Source organism: Campylobacter concisus (assembly GCF_003048835.2).
GTDB lineage: Bacteria > Campylobacterota > Campylobacteria > Campylobacterales > Campylobacteraceae > Campylobacter_A > Campylobacter_A concisus_D.
Genome location: NZ_CP060705.1, coordinates 1,641,485 through 1,665,262 on the forward strand (window position 1 = coordinate 1,641,485; position 23,778 = coordinate 1,665,262).

21 protein-coding genes are annotated in these 23,778 nt (G+C 37.1%); 10 read left to right on the top strand and 11 right to left on the bottom strand.

Annotated elements, in window-relative coordinates:
• Positions 1-16: 16 nt before the first annotated feature.
• Positions 17-724: a rhodanese-like domain-containing protein gene (locus CVT08_RS08280; protein WP_107855810.1), complete on the top strand. Its 708-nt coding sequence runs from the start codon at positions 17-19 to the stop codon at positions 722-724.
• A gap of 60 nt (positions 725-784) precedes the next feature.
• On the opposite strand, the gene CVT08_RS08285 is transcribed toward CVT08_RS08280, so the two are convergent.
• On the bottom strand, positions 785-1,150 hold the full coding sequence (locus tag CVT08_RS08285) for an ATP-binding protein (RefSeq protein WP_230855977.1): 366 nt from the start codon (positions 1,148-1,150) through the stop codon (positions 785-787).
• Positions 1,151-1,316: 166 nt separating this feature from the next.
• Here CVT08_RS08285 and CVT08_RS10520 point away from each other — a divergent pair, with 166 nt between their 5' ends.
• The 3 genes from CVT08_RS10520 (at position 1,317) to CVT08_RS08300 (ending at position 4,794) form a co-directional block, all read left to right on the top strand.
• Positions 1,317-1,493 (top strand): molybdopterin dinucleotide binding domain-containing protein, encoded by a 177-nt coding sequence (locus tag CVT08_RS10520; RefSeq protein WP_230855978.1) that lies wholly within the window; start codon positions 1,317-1,319, stop codon positions 1,491-1,493.
• A 226-nt stretch (positions 1,494-1,719) separates the two neighbouring features.
• Entirely contained in the window at positions 1,720-4,053 is a 2,334-nt protein-coding gene (locus CVT08_RS08295) for a molybdopterin-dependent oxidoreductase (protein ID WP_265094277.1), read from the top strand.
• A gap of 183 nt (positions 4,054-4,236) precedes the next feature.
• Positions 4,237-4,794, top strand: coding sequence for a hypothetical protein (locus CVT08_RS08300; protein ID WP_107855809.1), 558 nt, complete (start codon positions 4,237-4,239; stop codon positions 4,792-4,794).
• Between the two features lie 131 nt (positions 4,795-4,925).
• On the opposite strand, the gene CVT08_RS08305 is transcribed toward CVT08_RS08300, so the two are convergent.
• Positions 4,926-5,621, bottom strand: coding sequence for a response regulator transcription factor (locus CVT08_RS08305; protein WP_107855808.1), 696 nt, complete (start codon positions 5,619-5,621; stop codon positions 4,926-4,928).
• Complete coding sequence (locus tag CVT08_RS08310; protein ID WP_199907299.1) at positions 5,618-7,552, bottom strand: cache domain-containing protein; 1,935 nt, start codon at positions 7,550-7,552, stop codon at positions 5,618-5,620. The genes CVT08_RS08305 and CVT08_RS08310 overlap by 4 nt, the downstream gene beginning before the upstream one ends.
• A gap of 402 nt (positions 7,553-7,954) precedes the next feature.
• Between CVT08_RS08310 and CVT08_RS08315 the strand changes: the two genes are divergently transcribed.
• The 4 genes from CVT08_RS08315 (at position 7,955) to CVT08_RS08330 (ending at position 10,431) form a co-directional block, all read left to right on the top strand.
• Positions 7,955-8,215 carry an FAD-binding protein gene (locus tag CVT08_RS08315; protein ID WP_265094276.1) on the top strand — a complete coding sequence of 87 codons (261 nt, stop codon included), beginning with the start codon at positions 7,955-7,957 and terminating at the stop codon, positions 8,213-8,215.
• Entirely contained in the window at positions 8,212-8,739 is a 528-nt protein-coding gene (locus CVT08_RS08320) for a cytochrome c3 family protein (protein ID WP_107785770.1), read from the top strand. The genes CVT08_RS08315 and CVT08_RS08320 overlap by 4 nt, the downstream gene beginning before the upstream one ends.
• Positions 8,740-9,010: 271 nt before the next feature.
• Entirely contained in the window at positions 9,011-9,844 is an 834-nt protein-coding gene (locus CVT08_RS08325; RefSeq protein WP_107855806.1) for a hypothetical protein, read from the top strand.
• A gap of 44 nt (positions 9,845-9,888) precedes the next feature.
• Positions 9,889-10,431 (top strand): hypothetical protein, encoded by a 543-nt coding sequence (locus CVT08_RS08330; RefSeq protein WP_107855805.1) that lies wholly within the window; start codon positions 9,889-9,891, stop codon positions 10,429-10,431.
• Positions 10,432-11,337: 906 nt separating this feature from the next.
• Here the strand turns inward: CVT08_RS08330 and CVT08_RS08335 are convergent.
• Both CVT08_RS08335 and CVT08_RS08340 read right to left on the bottom strand, forming a co-directional pair.
• The gene (locus tag CVT08_RS08335; protein ID WP_107855804.1) at positions 11,338-11,640 is read right to left on the bottom strand and encodes a type II toxin-antitoxin system RelE/ParE family toxin; all 303 of its coding nucleotides are present in this window, start codon (positions 11,638-11,640) and stop codon (positions 11,338-11,340) included.
• Complete coding sequence (locus CVT08_RS08340) at positions 11,633-11,896, bottom strand: type II toxin-antitoxin system prevent-host-death family antitoxin (RefSeq protein WP_021086499.1); 264 nt, start codon at positions 11,894-11,896, stop codon at positions 11,633-11,635. Before CVT08_RS08340 ends, CVT08_RS08335 begins: the two co-directional genes overlap by 8 nt.
• Before the next feature lie 202 nt (positions 11,897-12,098).
• Here CVT08_RS08340 and CVT08_RS08345 point away from each other — a divergent pair, with 202 nt between their 5' ends.
• Together CVT08_RS08345 and CVT08_RS08350 are read left to right on the top strand one after the other, a co-directional pair.
• Positions 12,099-15,893, top strand: a complete 3,795-nt coding sequence (locus tag CVT08_RS08345; protein ID WP_196381001.1) for a hypothetical protein — start codon at positions 12,099-12,101, stop codon at positions 15,891-15,893.
• Between the two features lie 3 nt (positions 15,894-15,896).
• Positions 15,897-17,264 (top strand): thioredoxin reductase, encoded by a 1,368-nt coding sequence (locus tag CVT08_RS08350; protein ID WP_107855800.1) that lies wholly within the window; start codon positions 15,897-15,899, stop codon positions 17,262-17,264.
• 67 nt (positions 17,265-17,331) lie between these two features.
• Here CVT08_RS08350 and CVT08_RS10265 read toward each other — a convergent pair whose 3' ends face one another.
• The 6 genes from CVT08_RS10265 to dcuC all read right to left on the bottom strand — a co-directional run bounded on the left by CVT08_RS10265 (position 17,332) and on the right by dcuC (position 23,778).
• The gene (locus tag CVT08_RS10265) at positions 17,332-17,841 is read right to left on the bottom strand and encodes a site-specific integrase (protein WP_345942938.1); all 510 of its coding nucleotides are present in this window, start codon (positions 17,839-17,841) and stop codon (positions 17,332-17,334) included.
• Between the two features lie 36 nt (positions 17,842-17,877).
• On the bottom strand, positions 17,878-19,080 hold the full coding sequence (locus tag CVT08_RS08355) for a hypothetical protein (RefSeq protein WP_230855929.1): 1,203 nt from the start codon (positions 19,078-19,080) through the stop codon (positions 17,878-17,880).
• A 554-nt stretch (positions 19,081-19,634) separates the two neighbouring features.
• A complete protein-coding gene (locus CVT08_RS10330; RefSeq protein ID WP_265094479.1) occupies positions 19,635-19,757 on the bottom strand; it encodes a hypothetical protein in 123 nt (40 codons plus the stop codon).
• 426 nt (positions 19,758-20,183) lie between these two features.
• Positions 20,184-21,173, bottom strand: a complete 990-nt coding sequence (locus tag CVT08_RS08365) for an argininosuccinate synthase domain-containing protein (protein WP_107855799.1) — start codon at positions 21,171-21,173, stop codon at positions 20,184-20,186.
• A 60-nt stretch (positions 21,174-21,233) separates the two neighbouring features.
• On the bottom strand, positions 21,234-22,457 hold the full coding sequence (gene pepT / locus CVT08_RS08370; RefSeq protein ID WP_107855798.1) for a peptidase T: 1,224 nt from the start codon (positions 22,455-22,457) through the stop codon (positions 21,234-21,236).
• A gap of 10 nt (positions 22,458-22,467) precedes the next feature.
• Complete coding sequence (gene dcuC, locus CVT08_RS08375; RefSeq protein WP_107855797.1) at positions 22,468-23,778, bottom strand: C4-dicarboxylate transporter DcuC; 1,311 nt, start codon at positions 23,776-23,778, stop codon at positions 22,468-22,470.

Sequence of the window (23,778 nt, forward strand, 5' to 3'; positions counted from 1 at the left end):
AACAAAAGGAGACGAAATGTTCGTAAAAAGTAAAATAGTTAAAGGTATAGTCGTGCTTTTTGCACTTGGTTTTCTCACAGCTTGCAGCGATACAAAAGCGCCAGCGGACGCTAAATTTAAGGGCGCTGACCTAGCTGCGATACAAGCTGATAACAAGAAAAAAGAGGACTACCTTGTTATCGACGTTAGAAAGGTAGACGAGTATAACGCTGGCCACCTAAAACACGCTATAAGCATCCCTCTTGAAGAGATCGAGGCTAGACTAGATGAGATAAGCGCCCACAAAGACAAAAACGTCGTGCTTTACTGCAATAGCGGCAACCGCAGCGGCAAGGCACTAGATATACTAAAAGCAAAGGGCTTTAACAAGCTTAGCAACGCTGAGGGCGTGAAAGAATTTAGCTACGATCTAGTTAAATTTGGCAGCATAAACGCAGAGGAATTTAAGAAGATCGCAAACGATCCAAACGTTCTAATCATCGATGTTAGAGAGAAAAAAGACTATGACGCTGGACATATGAAAGGCGCTATTAGCATACCTGATGGCGAGCCAGTGGATAACTACAAAGACGTGCTTGAAGCAAACAAAGACAAAACTATCGTCACACACTGCTACAGCGGCAACCGTAGCGCTAAACTAGCTCAAATTCTAAGTGACAAAGGCTACAAAGTCTTAAATCTACTCGACGGCACAAAAGAACACAGCTACGAGCTAGTAAAATAACATTTATATGAGCTTTTGGGGCAACCTGAAAGCTCAAAAGCTTCATAATAACTATCTTTTTTATACAAAACATATCATAAAAATATTTTTGCCATTTTCGTGTTTGTATTTTAGGGTATGGCCATGCTTTTTGAAAATTTGATTTGCTATATAAAGTCCAAGTCCAAGTCCAGAATTTGAAGTTTCTACTCTTCTGTTAAATGCCCTATCAAACTCAAGTCTTTCTGGCTCAAGCTCGTCTCCCACGCTACTTATACAGAGCGCACTTTCGTCTATGCTTACGACTACTTTGTCGCTTGAGTATTTTAAGGCGTTATCGATCAAGTTTTTAACTCCAGTCGCATAAAGCTCAAAATCAACCTCAACAGCGCTTATCTCGTCATCTGCTAGCACCTCTATGCGGCTTGTATCTTTTAGTAAAAGCATATCCACAGAGTGATCGACGATGTCTATGACTCGGTGCTTGTTCGTTTTAAGCTCCCACTCATTGTTTATCGACGCAAAAAGTTTTAGAGTCGTTGCCAGCTTGTATCACTCGGCGAAGTAGCGTGAGCCAGTTCTGATAAATCCAGAAAATGCTAAACAAAAAGGCATAAAAAATGGTGATTTAGTCGTTGCTTCATCAAAACGTGGCAAAATTTTATGTGGCGCTGTCGTAACAGATGATGTCAGAAAAGATGTAGTTTGCGTAGCAGATGGTGCGTGGTATGATCCACAAAATCCTGGCGAGATAGGATCTATGTATGTTCAATGTTCTAACTATCGATAAGGGCACATCAAAGCTTGCACAAGGCAATATATCTCACACAGCTCTTGTAAATATAGAGAAATTTACAGGCAATTCCCAAAAGTAAAGGTATTTTCAAAACCTAACACATAAAACATATAGTATCTGAGTCTTTCGGACACTTTTTTACAAATTTTTTTTAAATTATACTTTTATTATGCTTTTTATTTAAAATTACATTTATATTTTAAACTAATCATAAAATTTCATACAAGGAGAAAAGATGCAAAGACGAGATTTTTTAAAAGCCGCAGCAGCTACAGCCGCTGGAGCAAGTAGCTTAAACGCAACAAGTCTCATAAGCGACAACCTAATGAGCGACACGCCTGCAAAGATGAGCGCAAGCCATTTTGGTGCTATCAAAGGGCTAGTTAAAAACGGTAAATTCGAAGGTGCATTAGATGCTAGCGAGATCGACTTTTACCCAGTTAGCTTAACTCAAGGCGTGGTTGCTAGAACCTACGATCAAACTCGTATCGCGCGTCCAAGCGTGCGTAAAGGATACCTAGAAAAAGGCTATCAAAGCGACAAATCAATGCGCGGTAAGGACGAGTGGGTCGAGATAAGCTGGGAGCAGGCTTTTAAACTAGTAGCCGACGAACTAAAACGCATCAATAAAGAATATGGCGGCAGCGCGATCTATGGCGGCAGCTATGGTTGGTATAGCGTTGGTAGCATTAACAATCCGCAAACGCTTCTTGGCCGTATGCTAAATATCATTGGTGGCTACACTACTCGTACGCTAAACTATTCGCAGCATGCTATCAGTGCGATCACGCCACACGTTGCAGGCTCTGACGAGGGCAACTCTCTTGTTACTGCGTGGCCTGTGATACTTAAAAACACCGAAGTTGTCGTCATATGGGGAGCTGACCCTATCAATACAAACCAGATCGCATGGGGAGTGCCAGATCACGAGAGCTACATTTATTTTCGTAAGTTAAAAGAGCAGATGAAAAAGCGTGGCATCAAAGTCATTACAATCGATCCAGTTTATAACAACACTGCAAACTATCTAAATTCAGAGCACATTTTCGTCAATCCAACAACCGACGTTGCCATGATGATGGCGATATGCTACGAGATGATGAGCGCTGGCGTGGCTGATGAGAAATTTCTAAAAAAATATACAAGCGGCTCAGAGCAATTTATCGCTTATCTAAAAGGCGAGAGCGAGGATAAAGTTGTAAAAAATGCTGCTTGGGCGGCAAAAATTTGTGGCGTGAGCGAAGCAGAGATTGTAAATTTAGCTAAAATTTTTGGCTCAAAACGCACTATGCTAATGGGTGGCTGGGGACCACAGCGCGCACATCACGGCGAACAGTTTCACTGGATGATGATAACTCTTGCTGCGTTTATTGGACAGATCGGCTTGCCTGGTGGCGGATATGGCTTTGGTTACCACTACTCTGACGGCGGTTGCCCAAGTCCAGCTGCGCCAAACGGCAGCGCACTTGCACTTGCAAGCGGCTCTGCTACGACATCTACAGCTTTCCCTGGACTAGGAGCTATCGGCATCGTACCATCAACTGAGGGCGAGTGGAAAAACCGCAGCAATATCGCTATTCCTGTTTCAAGGATTCTTGATTGTATAAATAACCCTGGTAAAGAGGTTGATTTTAACTGCAAAAAGATCACCTACCCAACTATAAAGATGGCATACTGGGCTGGCGGCAATCCATTTCACCATGCACCAGATACAAATTTAATGGCAAAAACATTTGAAAAGCTTGATACGTTTATCGTGCAAGATTGCTTCTGGACGGCTTCGGCTCGCATGGCTGACATCGTTTTGCCAGCTACCACTGAGCAAGAAAGAGATGACATCACAAAATCTCATACAAACAAATTTATTATAGCTATGCATAAGATCGCTGAGCCATACGAGCAAGCTAAAAACGACTACCAAATTTACTGCGGCATTTTAAAAGAATTTGGCGATAAAGAGTATATGGCATTTAGTGAGGGCAAGAGTGAAATGGACTGGATCAAGCAGTTTTATAATGCCTCAAAGAAAAAGGGCGATGATGCAAAACTAGGTATGCCAAGTTTTGATGAGTTTTGGGCGAAAGGTTATGTTGAGTTTAAAGTCCCGCCTCACGCTCACGAATACGTAACTATGGCTGAGTATAGAAAAAATCCTATCATCAACCGCCTAGGAACGCCATCTGGCAAGTTTGAAATTTTGTCTAAAAAGATCGCAAAAGCGGCTTATGATGACTGCAAGGCGCACCCAACTTGGATGGAGCCGATGGAGTGGCTAGGAGACGTGGAAAAAACAAAAAAATATCCATTAAATTTAGTAACCCCGCACCCAAAATATCGCCTTCACAGCCAACTAAACAACACATGGCTTAGAAACCTTGAAGAAGTTCAAGGCAGAGAGCCTGTATGGATGCATCCAGACGATGCAAAAGCTAGAGGTCTTGAAAACGGTGATGTGGTAAGAATTTTTAACGATCGCGGCCAAACTTTAGCAGGAGTTATCGTAACTAAAAACGTAAAACAAGGCGTTGTTAGAATGCAAGAGGGTAGCTGGTGAGATCCAGACAAAAACGGACTTTGCAGACACGGAAACGTAAACGTCCTAATACCAAACGAGCCAACCTCAAGCCTTGCTATGGGAAATCAAGCAACTGCACTCGTGCAAATCGAGAAATTTGAGGGTGAATTGCCAAACCTAGAGGTCTTTTCTCAGCCAAAATTTGCAAAAAAAGGATAAGAAGTGAAAAAAATAGTTATGTTTTTAGGGCTTAGTGCTGCGCTTTTTGCTAACGATGCCTATGTCGGTACGCCAGCTAAAATTTTAGATAAGGTTGGCGGCAAAGAGATCGGTCAGCTTTTCGTGGGCGCAAAAGTCAAGGTATTAAAAGATAGCGGCAATTTCGCCGAAGTCGAATATAACGGCTTTGTACCTGGCGAGGGTAATACAGCTTATGCTAGACTAGGTGTCCTAGAGAGCGACATAAGTGTTAAAAACGATAAAAATTTCAAGAAAAATGGCGTCCAAAAAGACGACTATGACAATGAATGGATCAAAGTTAGTGTTAAGGGAGCGGTCGAAAAAAAGGCCTTAAAGCCAAATTTAGACGAGGTTTATAAGCCTGGCGAAGAGTTGTTTAAAGAGCGATGTGGGGCGTGCCATGCACTACACGGATATGATGAGTTTAACGTAAATGTTTGGCCAAGTGTTATAAAAACTATGATCGGCAACGCTGGACTTAATGAGACAGAAACGCAAACTTTGACTAGATTTTTACAAAGTAAAGCCCCAATAGAATAACTTTATTTGTGCTTTATTTCTATAAACTAGAAAATTTCGGCCTTTGATGGACTATATCTCCAGGCTTAGGTCGAAATTTTCAGCAATTTTTAAATCAAATCACGGAATTGCTTTTAGAATTAAATTTACTATCAAGCCTCATCATCGATCGAGAGCTTGTAACCAAGTCCTTGAACGTTTTTGATAAGCTGCGCATAGGTCTTATTACGCAGTTTATTTATGTAGTTTCGCATAGTTTCAAATGACGCTACTTTGCCACTCCACGTGAAATTTTCTATCATCTCAAACGATACGACTCGCTCTTTATTTATCGCTAGGATATGCAAAAGTCGCTGCTCAGTTCTAGTTAAAACGATATTTTTATTCTCATTATAAAGCAACCTATCTTGCGTATCATAACTAAAGCCACGACCTAAATTTAATCGCTTATTAGCATTTGAACCATTTTTTGTAGCCATTAATATCATGATTAAAAGTTGCTGTTTATCAAATAGCTTTTTAAGCAGATTTGAATTTTGTATGTTTAGTGAGTTTTGTAAATTTTCATCGGTATCATAGGCTGTAATAAAAATGATAGGTACACGCGCATCAAGCTCTCTAACTCGTTTTGCCATCGACGTTCCGCTCATATGGGTCATATTTATATCAGTGATGATAATATCAATGTCGTTTTTGCTAAAGCACTCTAAGCCTTCTTGCCCGTTTTGCGCCTTATAAATTTGGCTTACATATGGCGCAAGAAGTCCAGCTAAAACTCCTTGCAACTGCGTGTCGTCCTCAACCAAAAGCACATTTAAGTGTGCTAACTCTTTAAAAATTTCATTCATTTTAATAGCTCTATTTCAAATTTTGTCGGATTTTTAGCATTTGCAAGCCTTATGTCACCACGTAGTTTTTTCTCAAAAATAAGCTTGCAAAGATAAAGCCCCATACCGGTGCCGTCGTCGCCTTTTGTGGTAAAAAACGGCTCGAAAATTTTATCTAAAAGCTCACTATCTACACCATTTGCATTATCTTCGATAGTAATAATAAATTTGCTCTCATCTTGGCTTAAATTTATAGCCACATAAGGAGAGAAATTTTCTCTATTTTTTGCCTTTTTTACCAGCTCATCTTTTGCATTTGTGATAAGGTTCATAAGCACGTGTTTTATGTAGTTTGCATAGCTTTTGATCTTATAAGAGCCTTCCTCGTATGTAAAACGTAACTCGATATTTTTTACTTGAAGCTGCGGTCGGCAAATGTATAAAACATCATCTAGCACGTTGATTAGGTCAAATTCTTTCTCGCAAAAGTCCTCTTTGTAAAAATCCCTAAAAACATCGATAGTCTCATTCATAAGCTCAACGTTCATACGTATATTTTCAATGTTTTTTAGTGCCATTTTATCGCCATTCTTGCCGCTTAACAGCTCATGAGTATCGCTTGCAAGAAGCAAAAGCGTATTTAGAGGCTGCTTGTATTGATGTGAGATCACGCCTATCATCTCACCAAGTGCTGCCATTTTGGAGTTTTGCAGTAAAATTTGCTCTTGTTTTTGCCTATTTTGCTCCAAACCCACTTCATGCGTGATATCGTGCGACATGATAAAAACACCCTCAAATACGCCTTGCTTGTCAAGCAGCGGCAAAAACTCTGTTTTATAAAACAGCTCGCCCTTTTTTGAAGTCAGGCTAAAGCTCTTGGTTGGGTTGCTGCTGATTTGCGTAAATATACTCTGTGTGGTTTTATATGAGCAAAAAATACTAGAGAGTTCTTTTAAATTTTTACCGATATTTGCCTTAAATTTTAGGCCAAAAATTTTCTCGAACTCTTTGTTGATAAAGGCGATATTGCCAGCTTTATCTGTGATGACAAGCCCACCTATTGGGTTTTTGGCAAAAAGATTTAAAAGATGCTTGTTTTTATAAAATTTTCGCTGCGCCACATAAAGAGTAGCAAAGGAGCAAATGCCAAAAAATGCCAATGCCAAAAAAATACCAAGATCTTTTAGCGCTTTTTTGTCGATTTGCCTGTAAATCATACCCTCATCAAGCACGCTAACTAGCATCCATTTGCTATTTGCGAGCGTATCATATACAAAAATATAAGGCTTATTTTTGATAAGAATTTTCTCATTTCCTTGTTTTTTAACTGAAATTTTTTGCAATATCTCTTTGGTTTGAGCGTCTGAAAAGTCTAAAATTTGCTCTGTTTGGTCAAGAATATTTTTGCCATCTACCATTAAAAACGCTGAGCCATTTGCAAGTGGAAAGAGCGCGGCAAGCTCTTTTTGAAAAATTTCAAAGTCAAGGTCAGCCGTCAAAACACCTATAAATTTACCATTTTTTAAAAGTGGCGTTGAGACAGAGATGACGTAGATGCCAAGCTGGCGGTCGATATAAGGCTCGGTAAAGCTTGTTGTCATACTCTCTTTTGCAGCCACAAACCAAGGGCGGTCTGAGAAATTATATTGCGGCTCTATATCGTTGCTTGCGACAAATCTGTAGCTATCCGGATAGCCGGCATAGACTGCTAAAAAGCTACCCGTTCTAGCAACAATGCTAAGCACGCCTTTTATCGTAGCGTAGTCTTTTATGTAGTCTTTTGTCTCTATAAATTTAGCAGTCTCCTCAAGCAGTCGCTTTTGTTGTTCGATGCGCTCATTTATGATTGCTTTGTATTTTTGCACTGTTTTTATCTGGCTTGAAACGGCAGAGTTGTATGTTTGTTGTTTGTTCTCATCATAGTTTGTAAAAACTAGATAAAAATATCCCACAGCAACGGCAACCAATAAAATATAAAAATAATTTCTCTTGAATTTCATTTTGCAATTATAGAATTTTAAAGATAAAAGTGCACAGTGGCGACCAAAATTTGTTAAATTTAGCCTAAACCATACCACATAATATTACTGAGATACTTATTTTGAATTTATATTTAAGCAAAACATTAAGACTAGTTAAATCAAATATCAAAATTGCATTAACACTTTTTTCCAATCCAAACCAAGATAAACTAGATTTTTAGATATGAATCCAAAGTAATTTCATAGAATCTTTTTATAAAGCAAAATAATTCTTGAAAACCGCACCGCTTTTGCCAAAAACATTTCCTTGTTTGATAAACAATTCAAAAAAACAAAAACTCTAAAAGATGCGGTTGAAATACCGATAAATATATACTTTACGCTGGTAAGATGGGTGTGGGTGCTAGCCTAGTCGTCATGGGCGGCTTCACCGTAGAGCCAAGCACTGCAAATGTGTTAGATACTGACTATAACAAAATTTCTGGACTTTATGCCTGCGGTAATGTTATGGGCGGACGCTTTTTGGGTGATTATCCAGTAGTTTTAGCCGGCACTAGCTACGGAACATGCCTATGCTACGGACGCTTAGCGGGCTATCAGGCTGTGGCAAACGCAAAAGGAGTACAAGCATGAGCAATAGAAAAAAATATACGATAATAGGACTAATAGTAGCCGCTATCGTGGGCTTTATAGCTTTTCATCAGATAGAAGCAGCTAGCCACAAGGCTGAATTTTGTATCTTGTGTCACAACATGCAACCAGAATACGACTCTTATACAAAAGGAAATTTGCTAGCTAAAAAGCATAAAGATGCAAATGTAACATGCCACGACTGCCACACTCCAACTATAGGTGAGCAGCTAAATGAGGTCAGGATGTATGCAACTGGCGACTTTGAGACACCAACAAAACAAAGAGGCTTTACTAACGAGCAGTGCACCAGCTGTCACAAGATAGCTGATATCAGGAAAAAGACCGCACACTACGGCCTATCTAACCCACATGAAGGCACTCACAATAAAGACAATGAGATGCTTCAGTGTCAGTCATGCCATGCCGTGCATCATCCGCAAAAGCTAAATACTTGTATGTCTTGCCACCCAATAGACTGGAAGGTAGATAGCAGCTGGAAGATGTATCCTCCTACTAAAAAATAATCTCTCATCCGCCTCATCTGGGGCGGATAATCTTTTTATCTAAAACTCCTTTAAATACGCAATTTTAACCTCTATCATTTTAATATTTTTAACTTTTCTTTCTAAAAAATAAACTTTTTTACGAAAATTTGCATTTCTAGCGCAGATTTTTTCCAAAATTGGTGTAATTACTATAAAGACATTTTAAAAAGGAAGAAAATGAAAAAATTTTCATTAATAGTAACTAGCACTGCTAGCACGAGAGAAAGTTCAAATGGTGAGGTGATTTACCATGGCTAATGCATATATAGTAAATGATCACAGCCTAGTCATAAATGTGAGGTCAGGTTTTTTAACATATGGTAGAGCCATAGGTAGATTTGCACATGCGTGCCGTGAGAAAAATCAGACTGAGCATATAAAGTATCTCAACAAAACCCCAGCCACTATTAATCGCTACAAGCTCCTAAGCGAGTTTAATGGCAATGGCAATATGAGAGATGCTAACGGCAAAGATGATGAGCTGCATAATATGGCTTTTGTAAAGAATTTACTTAAAGGCTTTCAGGATAGCTTTAAAGAAGACTATGGCAAGCAATCCTACACACAAAAACGACAAGGTAAAGATATAGTTATACGTAGAGCTTGGCGCAAAGATATGGCTAGTTTTTGTGAAGTCATCATCACATTTGGTACAGACAGAGAGAAGGAGCCAAAAGAAGGGCTAAACGACGAAGAGTCAAAATTTATAAATGAAAACATACATATGGATAGAGTAATGAGATTTGTAAACGCATACTGCGCGAAGTATGGCTCAAAGTGTCTGCTTGTGGCTGAACATAATGACGAAAAGACCAAACACTATCACATCATCTTTACAAACTACAACTTTGAAAAGCATGCAAATTTGAGATTTAGCGGCAGGTCAAAAACAGCAAAATTTGGTAAAGATCTACAAGATATGGGAGCCGAGGCATTTGAAGGTCAGGTGCTTCGTGGTAAGTCAAGTAAAAATAGACATAAGAATTTAACCCAAATGCACCAAACAGCAATTGAATATAATAGCGAGAAAGAGTTAAAGGGCAAGATTAGAGAGCAGGTAATTAGTATGGCAAAAAATATATAAAGCCAAAATACAAGTTTTTAAGAGAAGAGATCAACTATTTTAAAATGGAAGCTAGTAGCGAAAAAGCATTTTTAGCAGAATTTACAAATTCTGTTTTTGAACAGCTGCAAGAGAATATAACCATCACATCTGATGAGCAGCTAAAAGAAAAGGTAGAGCTTCTTGCTGAGCAAGTAACAGAACAAAACAAGATCATAGAGGAAGATAGAGAGAAAAGCTTAGAAGTCTTAAAAGAAAAAGAACAGCTAGAAAAAGAGCTAAATGATTTAAAAGAAACCCAAGCTGAGCAAGAAAAAGAGATAACACATCTTAAAAATAGAGTAAAAGCACATACCAATCAGCAAATAAAGATAGATGAACAAAGTGCATTGATAAAGAGCAAGGATAAAGAAAATCAATCTCTAACACGTAAAACCGAAAGTTTGCAAAAAGAAAATATCAGGCTAAGAGACTTTAATGACAAAAGCTTAGGTCTTTTGCTAGAAATAACAAGCACCAATCCTGAGCTAAAAGAGATGATAGTAAATGATATGCCAGAGCTAAGGAGTAAATTTACGAAAGATGATGCTTTGATGGAGATGTGGTAGCTAGCATCCTTTAAATTTTACAATGCGTAATCTATAAATTTAAGCCACCAAAGTAAGCTAGCCGTGTAAATTTTACTTAATAAATTTACACGGCTAGCTTACAAACTTGCGGTATATCCTACGCAACACTCCTATATCTCATATAGACATACTCGTAAATTTTCTCTCTGCACGCCGAGATACTCATATTATCATAGCACTCAGGTAACTCTCCCCAGAGCGTATCGCAAAAAGATAAGACCAAGCACCGGCATGCAGTATTGATGAGATATGAGGTTTGAGACTGAGCGCAAAAGATCCGCCGACTCTCAAAGGTCGCTCTCTAGCATTTGTAAATTTAGCCATTTATATTTTGTTTGTTTTTAGCATTTTATGGATAGGGATTGTTGTTTTAAAAGTAAGAAATTTTATGAGTGAAATTTTGAGAGAGGTTTTTGCATATCTTAAAGTAGTATTTATCTTAAATAAAACTTAGACATTTTATCGACAAAGGTCATCTTTAAGGATAAAGTTTTGTTTAGGTTGTATCTTTGTAAATAAAAATTTTGCCCGTCCGACTAAGACCTTACAGCAAGCTCAGGTTGAGCTTGCTAAGTAAGTTTATTTATCAACATACTAAAAATGTTGATAAATATGCTAGAAACTGACATTAAATTTTCTTGAATTATAACAGATAAATTCATAATGTAACATACTGCATGTGATGTAATGTGCAGTACATGATGTCACGTCAAGTATGTGATGTAACATGCAGCACATGATGTAATGTATAAATGTATAGTACATGATGTAACATGCAGTAGGTGACGTCATGTATAGCATGTGATGTTATGTATATTTTCGCAGATGAGAGAGTATTAGGATGGGTGGATATTTCTCTAGAAAGATATTATTAAAGTTATATGTCTAAAAAGCGCTTGGCGTATATCTAACAGTAATGATTATAACGGCCTTATCTTTTTCATTGACCCTATAAATCACTGTATAGTTTTTAACAAATAGCTGTCTATAGCCCATATTGGCATATCTGCCAACTTTTCTAATAGCACCACGATTTGGCATCTCATCTAGGCTAAGAATAGCGTTTTTGATAGCCTCTAGCGTAGAGTTTGCAGCACCTGACGAGAGCAAAGATAGTGCGATATATTTATATATTGCTTCAAGCTCTTCATAAGCTTGTGGTGAGACAAGGATTTTATACTTACTCAAGATACTTATCTTTTAAACTAGCAAAAACATCTTTTGCTTCTAGCATCTTTGTATCTGCTGTTATCTTGGCTTCAGATGATGCGATGGCGCTATCGATATCGGCTGTGGCTACTAGCTTATCGTATGTCTTTATGCTCATCACAACCAAGTCTCCATAGCCATTTTTAGTTACAAATATTGGTTCATCCTTGCTATTACATAGCTGTGAAATTTCATTTGTGTTTCTAAGCTCTTTTATAGGTACTATTTGAGGCATATGCTATTTCCTTTTAATAATATGACATGATTATAGCATAATTGTGTTAGTAATTTAGATTGCTTTATCTAACTAACTTGGCAAACTAAAAAATATAAGCCCAAGTATCAAACATTTCCTACCTTCCTTTATCCCATAATAAATTAATAATATTATAAATACAATCACAATAAAATATCAAAAACAGTAGTGGTGGCTTAATATGCAAAACAACGAAATAAAAATAACCTACTCTTGCGAAGAGACATTAAAAAAGATAAAAGAGTATATGGCTGATGCAAAATGTGTAACTCTTTATACGTCTAGTTTGAATTCACTCACATCGTACTCTAACGGCATAGCTAATGAGATCATATCTAATCTAATATTTTCTAAGAAGAGAGATAAAAAAGATGTATCGATCGTATCTGACTTTTATATAGATAAAGAGAGCTTTACTGATAGCAAGCTAAATAGAATAAGAGAATTTGAATATAGAGATATACCAGTAAAGATTGTCCATAAAAAGAGTGCAGTTGACAAGTTTTTTGCAAATTTAAAAGAGAAGATAAGCCCCATAAAAAGCAAAGCAAGATATGAAGCTGAACTTGAAGCTGCTCAGGATGAGCACGAGAGAAATTTGCTAAAAAACATGGGTGAAACAAAGACAGAAGCTATAAGTTTTTATGATATGTTTGAGGTCATAGTATCCAACTATGATGACACCAAAGATATCGTAAAAGAGTGCCTAAATACCTTAAAAAATGATCTACTAAGCGATGCTAGCTCTTTGATATCTAGCGAGGGACTAGATGGAGCTAAATTTGAAAAAAGCATTGAAGAGTGTTTTAGAGAGTTAGATAAGAATTTAAGCGAGCTAAATAAAGAAAGCGGAGAGTTTTTACTCAAACAAATATTTCTTTTTATACTAAGCATAGTTGATCTAAGTGACCCAAAGGCTGCGCTTAAAAAGGCAAACGGATGCTTTTTATTCTATGAGCTTAGTAAATTAACCTACAAGATGGTTGAGCATCAAAGTAATAGATCTCTTTATGGCGTAACCTTGCCTATCCTTAGCTTTTTCACATCTAGATTTGCTTCTATTATAAATACCCTAAATATAAACTCAAGTTGCAATGTATTAGTATTTAAGCAAGATAAATCTTCTAACTCTGGCTTTTTTATAGACTTTACCCACCTAAATTTAGACTATATCTACTTTAGAGACGATAATAACCTAAATGAGGTTAATTGCAATGCAGATGAGGGATATAGTGTATTTGGTCATTTAGATGATCTATCGGTGTTTGATCATACTAAGGATATTTGCTCTTATGATATAGTAAATAAAAACTTAGGCTTTGGCTCTAGTGATGATACGCTCTTTAAAAGACTAAAGGATCAAATAAAAGGACTAAATGCAAATTTAAATTTTATCTGTGCTTCAAATTTCAACTCTATAAAACTAGCCAATCTAATAGCGAACAAGTCCGATAAAAATGGCACATCTGCAAACGATGAGATGAACAGCAAAGATTTTTCAAATTTAAATAAAAACTATGTTGTGCTATCAAACTCACCTTTTAGATCAAGTGCAGGGCTAAGAGAAGAAGTAATAAGTAAATGCCTAGATCAAGTGATAGAAGACGAGCTAAATAGACCCAACAAATCCAACCTAGTAAAACAAAAATTCACCGATATAAAGACCCTAAGTCCTATTAAGGACTACAGCCAGTACAGCATAAACATCAATAAGGAAAACAATAAATCAACTCTTGTTTTAAATTTATCCCCATTTGCAAGGATAGATAAAAAATATATAGACAACATAGAGCAAAAGAGAGAAGAATTTAAAGAGATCGCCTATCAAGATGACACTAACTATCTTGATAATTACACCAAATACGAAGAGTTATTTAAGACAAATTTCTCTCATGTAAATGCTTATGCTAAGCAGCCAAATGATATGGAGAAGATCAAAAAAAGTGAAGAAGAGTATATGAAAAAGGTAACTCTCTCTTTTAAAGCAGTATTTGATAAGGTAAATGAAAACACTTTAAACAGAAGAGAGACTGAAGCATATAACAATAGTAGTATCTCAAGCCAAATCATAGATGATATAAAAAATGGCTCATCAACCGCAGATGAGTACTACCCACAAATGCAACGTATAATACAAACCCTCCCAAAACGCTACTCTTTCATAGAGGCACTATCTCTTGGCGTAGCTTACTTTATAATAACTAAAAGCTATTCAAAAAAAATGATAAAGAAAAGCATTAAAGATGGTGATGAACATATAGTAATAGAAGATGATGAAATAAAAGCCCTACACTCAAACTCTATAATAAGAATTTTTGATAGAGATGTAAAGCTATTTTTTTATAAAGACTCAGTAAAAAGTAGTGGTCTAAAAAGTGGCGAGTATCTATGTATAGAAGAAATTTCTAAATATATGGATGGAGTAAATAACAAGGATGTAGTTAGCGTTGAAGAGCTTTTAGCAGAAAATGAAGTTGGTAAAAACGCAGATATCAAAGATCCTTTGCAAAAAGATCTGATGAAACTTCTTATAGAGCAATCTGATAAGATAGATGAGAACTATAAAAAAGATGAAGCTACTATAAAAGAGGCTATCGCCGCTAAGAATAAAAACACTCTAAAAGAGGCTATAAATTTAAAAGATATAGCATATAGCAATGATAGAGATATAAATAAAGAGGTAACCTCATTACTAGTAAAAACTACTATAGAAGAGGTATTTCCACTAGCAAAATTTGTTGGTGAAGATGGCATATCTAAGATATATGAATCACTTGGCTCTTATATATTTAATAAAGACGCAAAGGCACTAAGAGAAACATTTCTTGATGAGCTTGGGGTATTAAATTTAGTAAAAAGTCTACTTGGTGCAAGAAAGACTAAAGAGATAGATAGATATATCTTGCTAATAACAAGTCTAAAAACTACAAGCGTAGTTTTACAACATTCAAAGCTTAATCTAATCATTCAAGCTTCAAATGCTTTTAGGCTTCATATGGCGATGGAGTATTATAAACTAAGTATAACTTATACAGAGATCACAACATATACCTTTATGAGATATACTCATAGGTTTAGCTATACAGATTTTCAAGAGATAAAGAGACTAATAAAAGATTATGCGGGATCACTAGGTAAGAGCATAGGTGCTTCTATGGTTAGTGGCGCATTAGAACTTTGGAAAACATCCTATGAAAAACTAGAAGAGAACTACAACGAGATAATGCACACAAGATACACATATAAATTTAATGAAGCTTACGCACTAAATAATATCTCATATAAACCTATGTCTATAAAAGAAGCTTATGATAAAAATAGTACAAATAGCTATTGTTACTATCCAGTAATGATCTATCAAAACTATATAAGCCTAAATTTAAATAGACTATTTCTAGGAGCCAATATAAGTAGTGGAGGACTAGACTATAACTCTTTTATATACTACGATATAGACCATAAGAAAAACAAACTATCTTTTAACCTAGCCTCTAAACTAGCACTAAATAACCTTAGTGCCTATCTATGCTTAGATGAGCTAAGAGGAGCTGGTAATGAGATAGATGCAAACTACTTTAAATATGCTAGAAGTAGATACACTGAATCTGATGTAGAGATAAGGGAGCTAAATTTAGATGTTAAAGAGGAGAAAGAGGTGTATGACGCTTATAGAAAAGGTAATAGTCAAGATAGGGGTGGTTTGTCTTATGCCATAGATGCCTATCAAGAGGCTGCAAATATTATATATAAGCTTAGACTAGGAATTTTTAACACAAACTATGACAATACTCATCGTAACCTCTCAAGAGATCTAGTAGAAGCTCTTGATACTATTGGCAGCAATAACATAAAGGGTATATATGTGGGGTGTAGATTTCCTAAAAACAAATCTAGAGGCAAAAAAGATATGTCTCCTCGCCTAGTAGGTCGTCTAGCCACTACCATAGTTATGGAAGATGGTCTATATATAGGATAATCAATGAAGAAGATAATATTTATCATCATAGCTCTTTTAGCAGTCGCAGTAGTAGTGGTAATAAGCAAAGGAAAATTACAAGATAAAGGAAATTTAATGGATAATAGTAATACATATACGGTTATAGCCCACAATGGCAGAGAGGTAAAATTTGATAAAAAGACAAATTTGATTGTTTCAGAAAATGAGATAAAAGGCCAAACACATAATGACTTATTATCTAAGCTAGTTCTAGATTCCCGCTCCATCCTAGACTCATCCCCATATAAGAACTATAAACCCTTATACTATAACCCTAAACCAAATTCTCTAGGTCAAACAGACTATTTAGCATTTAAACCATGGCTAGACATTAGCTATAAATCAAGCTCAAATAAACTATCTCCTTGGACTAAATCAGAAAAAGCCTACTATGAAAGCCTAAAAGATAAAAGAGATAGATATATCTATCTAGTAAAAAGAAGCAATCTAAAATGCACTATGATAGATATCCCAGATGATGCCATAGGTAGAGTGGATAGTAATGGCAAACTAACAAAGCCAGAGTATGCTGAAATTTATGATGAAGTAAATGCTCACAAAGGTACATTAAAATCAGAATTATTTGCAGCAGAGTGGAATATATGTGCAGGAGTATTAGGAGATATAGGAGGATTTGTAGGAGGTGTTGGATTAGGTTATGCAGGATTTAAAGCAAGGGCATATCAATCAATGTTTTTATCAGCTCAGCTTGGTCAAGACGGAGCCCTAGAGGCATTAGCTGATTTATTTGAATACTCTACCTATCTAGTAGGCTTAAATAAAAATTTACAAATAGCTGAAGAGTTTAGAAAACTAGCTAAAAATCCTCCACTAGATGAATATGGAATGATGCCTTATCTTGATGAGATAGTAGGAAGCTACTTCGTGATGGATTTTAATAGAGGTGGGGTAGCGGCAATGCCAGATAACTCTTTATATAAAGACCTAAGAGAGCTTGTAGAGGATGAAGGAAAGCTACTAGACCCTAGAGATATAGATGCAAACGAGACTACGAGGGAGGAATTTTTTTCTTATGTAAAAAAAGAATTAACAAATTTTCAAGATAAATATGAAATTCCTGGATTTCCGCAAGAAATGGAAGAGAGAGATATTTCTCTTTTTATTGACTCAACCCTCCTAGAAGCAAAAATAATGTCCCTAACCCCACCAGAGGGATATCCTAATGCTCCATACTACAATACACCAGAAGAGCTAACAAGACTATATGAGGCTGGTAAATTAGATAAAAAGCTAAATCCTCTAACACCAGTGATGTATAGAGATAGCTTCCCTGAAGATCTTAGGCAAAAGATATTATCTTACGCTAAAGAGCATAATATAAAGGATTAGCGATTTAACATCAAGCAAGTAGATTATGGTTTATAGAAGGAAGCATACATTCATATAAACCATATGTCTAATAGCATACCATTTCAACTTTTGCTTTTAAAACACTAGCGTTTATGTTTGTGGCATATGTTCCAAGTAAAATTTTATATTGTTTCTCATGTCCTACTATTTGAGCTATGATGTTTGGCTCTACTTCTTGTTGGACAAGCGTATCTATAAAATAGTGCCTAAACGAGTAAAAAGTCTTTTGTTTGTCGCTGCTTATTAGCTTTCGTTGTATTTGTGATCTAAAAATTTCTGAAAAGTCTTTGTTACTTACTTTGAAGATGCTTTTATTTGCACTAGCTCTTTGTTTTATAAACTCCATTAGTCCAAGCTCTATTAGCTTGCTATGAACTGGCACAAGCCTTATGGAGTTTATGTTTTTGGTGCTCTTGCCATCATCTCTATTTATGCTAAAGCAAAGCACATTATTGTGCTGCACAATGTCACGTGCTCTTAGCTGAACTATTTCGTTTATCCTCATGCCACTATATGCTGCTATCATGGTTATATAGTATAGATCATTTGCGCTTATGCGATTGCTTGGTGACTTGTTGGTCTCTTTAAAATTTTAGACTATTTTAAAGATAGTATTAGCCTCTTCTTTACTATAAGGTAGCACCTTACGCTCCATTGGATTTATCTCTACTTTTACGTTTAGGTCATTTATGATGCTCTTACTTATGTAGTCGCTGTTATAGCAATACTTAAAGAACTGCACTACTCTTATCATATATTTTTGTATGGTTACTTGTGATAGCTTGGCATCATTTTTGCCTATGCGTATTATCTGCTCTAAGCTTTTGTCTTTATATTTGGCTTTTTGGTTTAGCTTGGTTGGTATGAGAGCTAAAGTATTTCTAAATTTAAGTAGATCATCTCGTGATATGGTTGTGATATCTTTGTTCGGATGAAAAAATTTAAATAATATATTGCCTACAATATTTACCAGATCCATAGTGCTACTTGACCACTTTTGGCTAACGCTAGTATTAGCTGTAAAATTTTCAAATGCTGTTTTTAGTGTGATGATCTCCCTACTCTCTACCTTTCTTTTACTAGGAGAACATGGCACTATCTCGTATTCTTGGACTGCCTCATCGTTTAAACTACCCATGCCAAAGCTACTATCTCCTACTTTTATGCGCTTGCCTATTAGATGACTATTAGCAGATAGTATCTGCTCTGCACTTCTCTCATCACCTTTTGTTTTTACTAGCTTAAAAGGAGTGTTAAGTCCGTATTGTTGCTCGGCAGTTGCCATTATGGCATGTGAGAAATTTTTAGCTAGACTTTTGATATCTTCTTTTTTAAGAGGTAGCCCATTTGCTTCATCTAGAGCACTGATATTATCTTGGAAGCTATCTATACCAGTTGGCTCAAATTTATAACTTTCATCTTGTTTACTTAAGAATTTAAGTCTTTTAGACACAAGGTTTGCGCTCTTGTCAAGCTTTGATATTAGGTAGTTTAGGGACAATATATGTTTTTCAAGCAGGGTTTGAGCTATGCTGGCTTTATCATCTTGATCTATGGCTTTATATAGACTATTAGATAAAATTTTAGCCATGCTATTTAAAGTCTCATTACTTTTATTAAGTAAATCAGGAAAGCTATCATTTTTTAAAGCCTCTTTAAAATGCCTATTTAGCGCATCTGCAAAGTCAATATCTATCTTTTTATCATAAAGCGAATGCTCTTTTATGCTCTTATCGATCTTTGCCTGCATAAAGCTATCGACTAACGAATCTATAATTCCCTGATTTAGCTTCATATCCACTGCCTTTGTTATGAGATAAATATATCTATCATAAATTCTAGCAGATTTTCTGGCTTTTAATAAGGAATAAGTCCCCAAGGAGAAAGATAGCTCTCTTGAGCACTTTAAGACTTTTCTTGCATTTGGTGCGATGACGCTTCGGTAGTAATAAATTCCATTGCGGTTTTTTAGGTGTACCATGGATTTGTAGTGGAACAAAAGTGGGACACTTGACTAGTGCTTATTGGGAAAAGCTGTTTGTAATGGCGATGTAGCAAGGCCTTAAGCGATATTTAAAAATTTATCTCATAAGCCGGAGGTCGGGAGTTCAATTCTCCACCTTGACACCATAGATGCCCTACTTATCGATACTCTAACTGCCCTTTTTGCAGTTTCCATTTCTTTAAAATTTCCTAAAAGTATGGTACAGTTTTTTAAATTTTTGCAAAATGTTTTCGACAAATTTACCCTTTACTTTTTGTCAAATTTTCTATTATTAAAAGATTGGACAGCAAATATTTTAAAATTTATTATAAAGTCCTCTTTTTTACGCTTAGCAAAATTCTAACTCATATCTCATCTAAGCTTACTTTTACTGGTTTTTCACCACTTACTAGAGCAGTATCTACTGCCTTGCTTAGATGATACTCTTCTATTATCTCTGTCATCTTTTCATAGACAGCACTAGGCACTAGATATGCGCTAGGGACATTGTGGTTTAGTATAGCTACGACATTATCTCCAGCTTGTTTTAAAAATTTGAGCTGGAGACTTTTTTAGCTCGCTTATGCTAGCTGTGAAATTTGCTTGTATGGTTTGCATTTTTATCCTTGATTTAATACCTAAAATAATACTAAAAATTATAAAAATAGCCCAAAATTTTATAAATTCTATTTACCTTCTGGATTTAGCCCGTTTAGAATATAACCAACCTCTTTATCGCTTATGTCGCAGTGTAAGAATTCTTTATAAAATTTCTTTGTCTAAGCTTTAATATTGAATAAATTCTTGTCATCAGCCATGTGAAACACTTTTGGTCTATCTGATACAGTGATTTTTCAGTTTTGCTTAGTCTAATACCAATTTTAAAAGGAAAATGGTGTTTTAATTATACAAATTTACTTCACAAAAAACTCTTGTGCTAGCTTTTTATCTTCAGGCCTAATAATAAATTTCTCATTAGCGATGCTAACTTCAAATTCATCATCTTTGCTAGCTTTTGTATAAGCTAGTGCGAGCCTTGCAGCAAGCTCTTTGTCAGCTTTACTAGCGTTTTTGCTTATGAAGCTAACAGCTCCCACGATGTCATCGCTCTCTTTAAATTTCACTTGCTCAAATTTATCATTTGGATGGGCCAAAAGTGCGTTATTATCGCTCTCATCACGTCCTATTATCATTTTAGCACCCTCTACCAAGCGCAGATGCCTACCAAGCTTTAGCCACGTAACATCGATATCTCGCATCTCTTTATCAAATTTCAAGTAGTCTTTTATCTTTACTGCAAAGCTCTCGATCGTTAGCAAACACCCGCCTCCAGGCGTTGCAAAGTCCTCAAAGCCAAATTTCTTCGCCAAAGCAAGCTGCGGCTTTCTATCGCGCCCACTTATGTCAAGTAGCTTCTCTCTATCGACCCAGCCCTCGCGCTCTGGCTTAGTTGGTGGCAAGAGCTTAGCACACATCGGACGAAGCACTAGATCATCCTCGTCATCAGCTAGGCGCTTAACCTGAAAGAGTGCGTCTCTTCGCTGGCTCATCGGCCTTTGTCCTACGACTTCGCCTGTGATTATAAAATTTGCATTTTCGCTTTTTAGCATATTAAGAGCGGTTTTAAACATATATCCGTGGCAGTCGATGCAAGGGTTAAACTGCTTGCCGTAGCCGTATTTTGGGTTAAAAAGCACGTCACGAAGATACTCGTTTCTCATATCAACCACCTTTAGGCTAGCCCCAGCCAAGGCTGCACGGCGCCTTAAAACTTCGTGCTTCTCCTCATCCACGCCAAATCCAGTATCCATATAAAGTGCGACCACTTCGATATTTTGATCGCTTATTATTTTCATAGAGAGCATACTATCAAGCCCTCCGCTAAACAAAGCTAAAGCCTTCATTTTTGTCCCAAAAAGTAAAATTTAAAGCCTAAATTTACTAAATCTAGGCTTTTATGAAGTTTATTTAGTAGCGTTAATTACGATTTTTTTAATCACTTCGCTTGCGTCTTTTAGGCTGCTAACTGGCAAGTACTCGAAGATAGAGTGAAAGTTGTTTCCGCCTGTGAATAAATTTAGCGTTGGCACGCCCTTTGCAGAGATCGCAGCGCCGTCATATCCGCCTCGCATCGGCTTTATGTTTGGCGTGATATTTAGCTCGCTAAAGGCATCTTTTGCCAGTTTTATAGGCAGTGAGTTTTCGTCTTTTAAGAACTTAAAGACATTTTCATAGCGTGTTGTTAGCGTGATATCACAACGCTGCCCATAAATTTTGTTAAAAGAATTTGCCATATCACTTAAAAACTCAAGCCTTTTTTGAAATTTCACCTCATCAAATTCTCTTATGTCGATCTTGAGCGTCGTCTTTGCGCTGTTTCCGCTAAGCTCTTTCACCCAGAAATAGCCCTCTTTGCCCTCGGTGCACTCTGGCACTTCGCCGCCTGGTAATAGCGAGATAAATTTATGCGCTAAAAGTAGCGAATTTACAAGCTTGCCCTTTGCGTTCATCGGATGAGCCGAAACGCCTTTAAAGACCATCGTGCAGTCAGCCGCGTTCCAGTTTTCGTATATTAGCTCGCCTCTCTCGCAACAGTCTAAGCAGTAGCCAAAGTCGGCTCCAAGCAAATTTACATCAAGCGCCTTTGCACCAAGCAAGCCCTGCTCCTCATCAGGCACGAAGCAGATCACGATCTTGCCATGCTTTACATCAGGATTTTGCATGAAAAAGATAGCCATATTTACGATACTAGCGATCGCCGCCTTATCGTCAGCGCCAAGCAAGCTAGTGCCGTCAGTAACGACTATGTCGTCACCAACGTATTTTTTAAGCTCTGGATTGTCGCTAAATTTAAGATAAATTCCCTGCTCTTCGTTTAGACAGATGTCGCCGCCTGTGTATTTTACTATCTTAGCTTTTGTATCGTTTTTTTGCTCGCTACTTGTATCTAAGTGTGCAAAAAAGGCGATACTTGGGGCATTTTCGCAGTTTGCAGGAATTTTTGCTATCAAGATAGCATTATCTTGCAAAATGATATCTTTTATGCCAAGCGAGCTAAGCTCATCTTTTATAAAAAGAGCCAGCTCATACTCGGTTGGATTAGAAGGCATGATACCTTTTAATCCATTCTCTTTATTTGTCGTGGTGTTAAATTTCGTATAGTTTATAAATCTCTCTACGATATCCATCTTTCATCCTTTAGATGACGAAAAATGCGATCGCCACAACAGAGAGAAACATTCCTAAAAATGTTCTTTTTGCAAGCTCGACTGGGCTAACCATAGCGATACCAGCACAAACGATAGCAGCACCAGCGATCGGAGAAGCTGAACGTCCAAGTGAGCCAGCTATTGCTGCAGCCATACCAAGCTTATCTTGCTCAAAGCCAAGAGCAGCAGCGTTTGTTGTGACGGCTTCGTTAAACGCAAATGTAGCAGCGTCGCCTGAGCCTGTAACTATACCCATGATAAATGGCACAAATGTTCCGCCAAATTTAACATAGCTTTGATCTGTTTTTAGCCACGCTATGACCACATCAACGGCTCCACACGCCTTTAGACCTGCGACAAAGACGCCAGCTGCGATGATGATACCGATAACATCAGCGTAAGCGTGACCCATGCCGTTAAAGAACTCTTTTGTGATCTTTTGTGGGTTTGTAAGCGTAGCAAAGATAGCTATGATAGCACCAAGTATCATCGCCTCAGCAACGCCCATCTTTGTCCATGCCAAAAAGCTATAGTCTTTTGCTAGGCTTGTTCCGCCAATAACTAAGATGACAAGCGGGACAAGTGGCATAAGAGCGTAGATCAAATTTACCTTAAACGCTGACTTCTCTTCGCTAGTTGCGCCATTTTCAAGAGTGAAATTTGTACCTTTTTGATAGTCTTTAAAGAGCAAGGCAACGATAGTTAGCATGATAACTACGATAGCAAGAGCTGTAAATGCACTAGGAATTTGCACTTTTATGATGTCTTGAACTGTGTAGCCCTCAACCGTCTTTTTAACAAGGTCAGCCACATATATGTTGTGCGCAGAGCCTGGGCTTAGAACTGAGCCAAATGTACCTGCAAAAACAGCCGCACCAGCCATCGCAGGGCGAACGCCTGATGCCATTAGAAGTGGTATGAGCGTCGCACCAACAGCAGCCGAGCAGCCAGCAGCTGAAGGGATAGCGATATTTATAAAGTAAGTTAGCACGGTTGTTACAGGGATCAAGATAAATCCCACGTTTTTAAGTGGCTTTGTAAGAAGCGCAACAAGGTGCTTATCGCACATTGTGTATTTCATAACAAAAGCAAAACCCATACTGGCACATATAGCCTTTATAAGCCCTGCTTTTGTCATATAGTCAGTAAAAGCACTTAGTGCGCCCATCGGTTTTAGTGCGATTATACAAAGCACCAAACCAACACCTATTAGCACCGTTCTCGTCTCTTTTTTTAAGACTAGAAGTGCTACAACTGCAACGATGCCAAGAATGGCAGCAATTAGCTTGAATGAATCCAT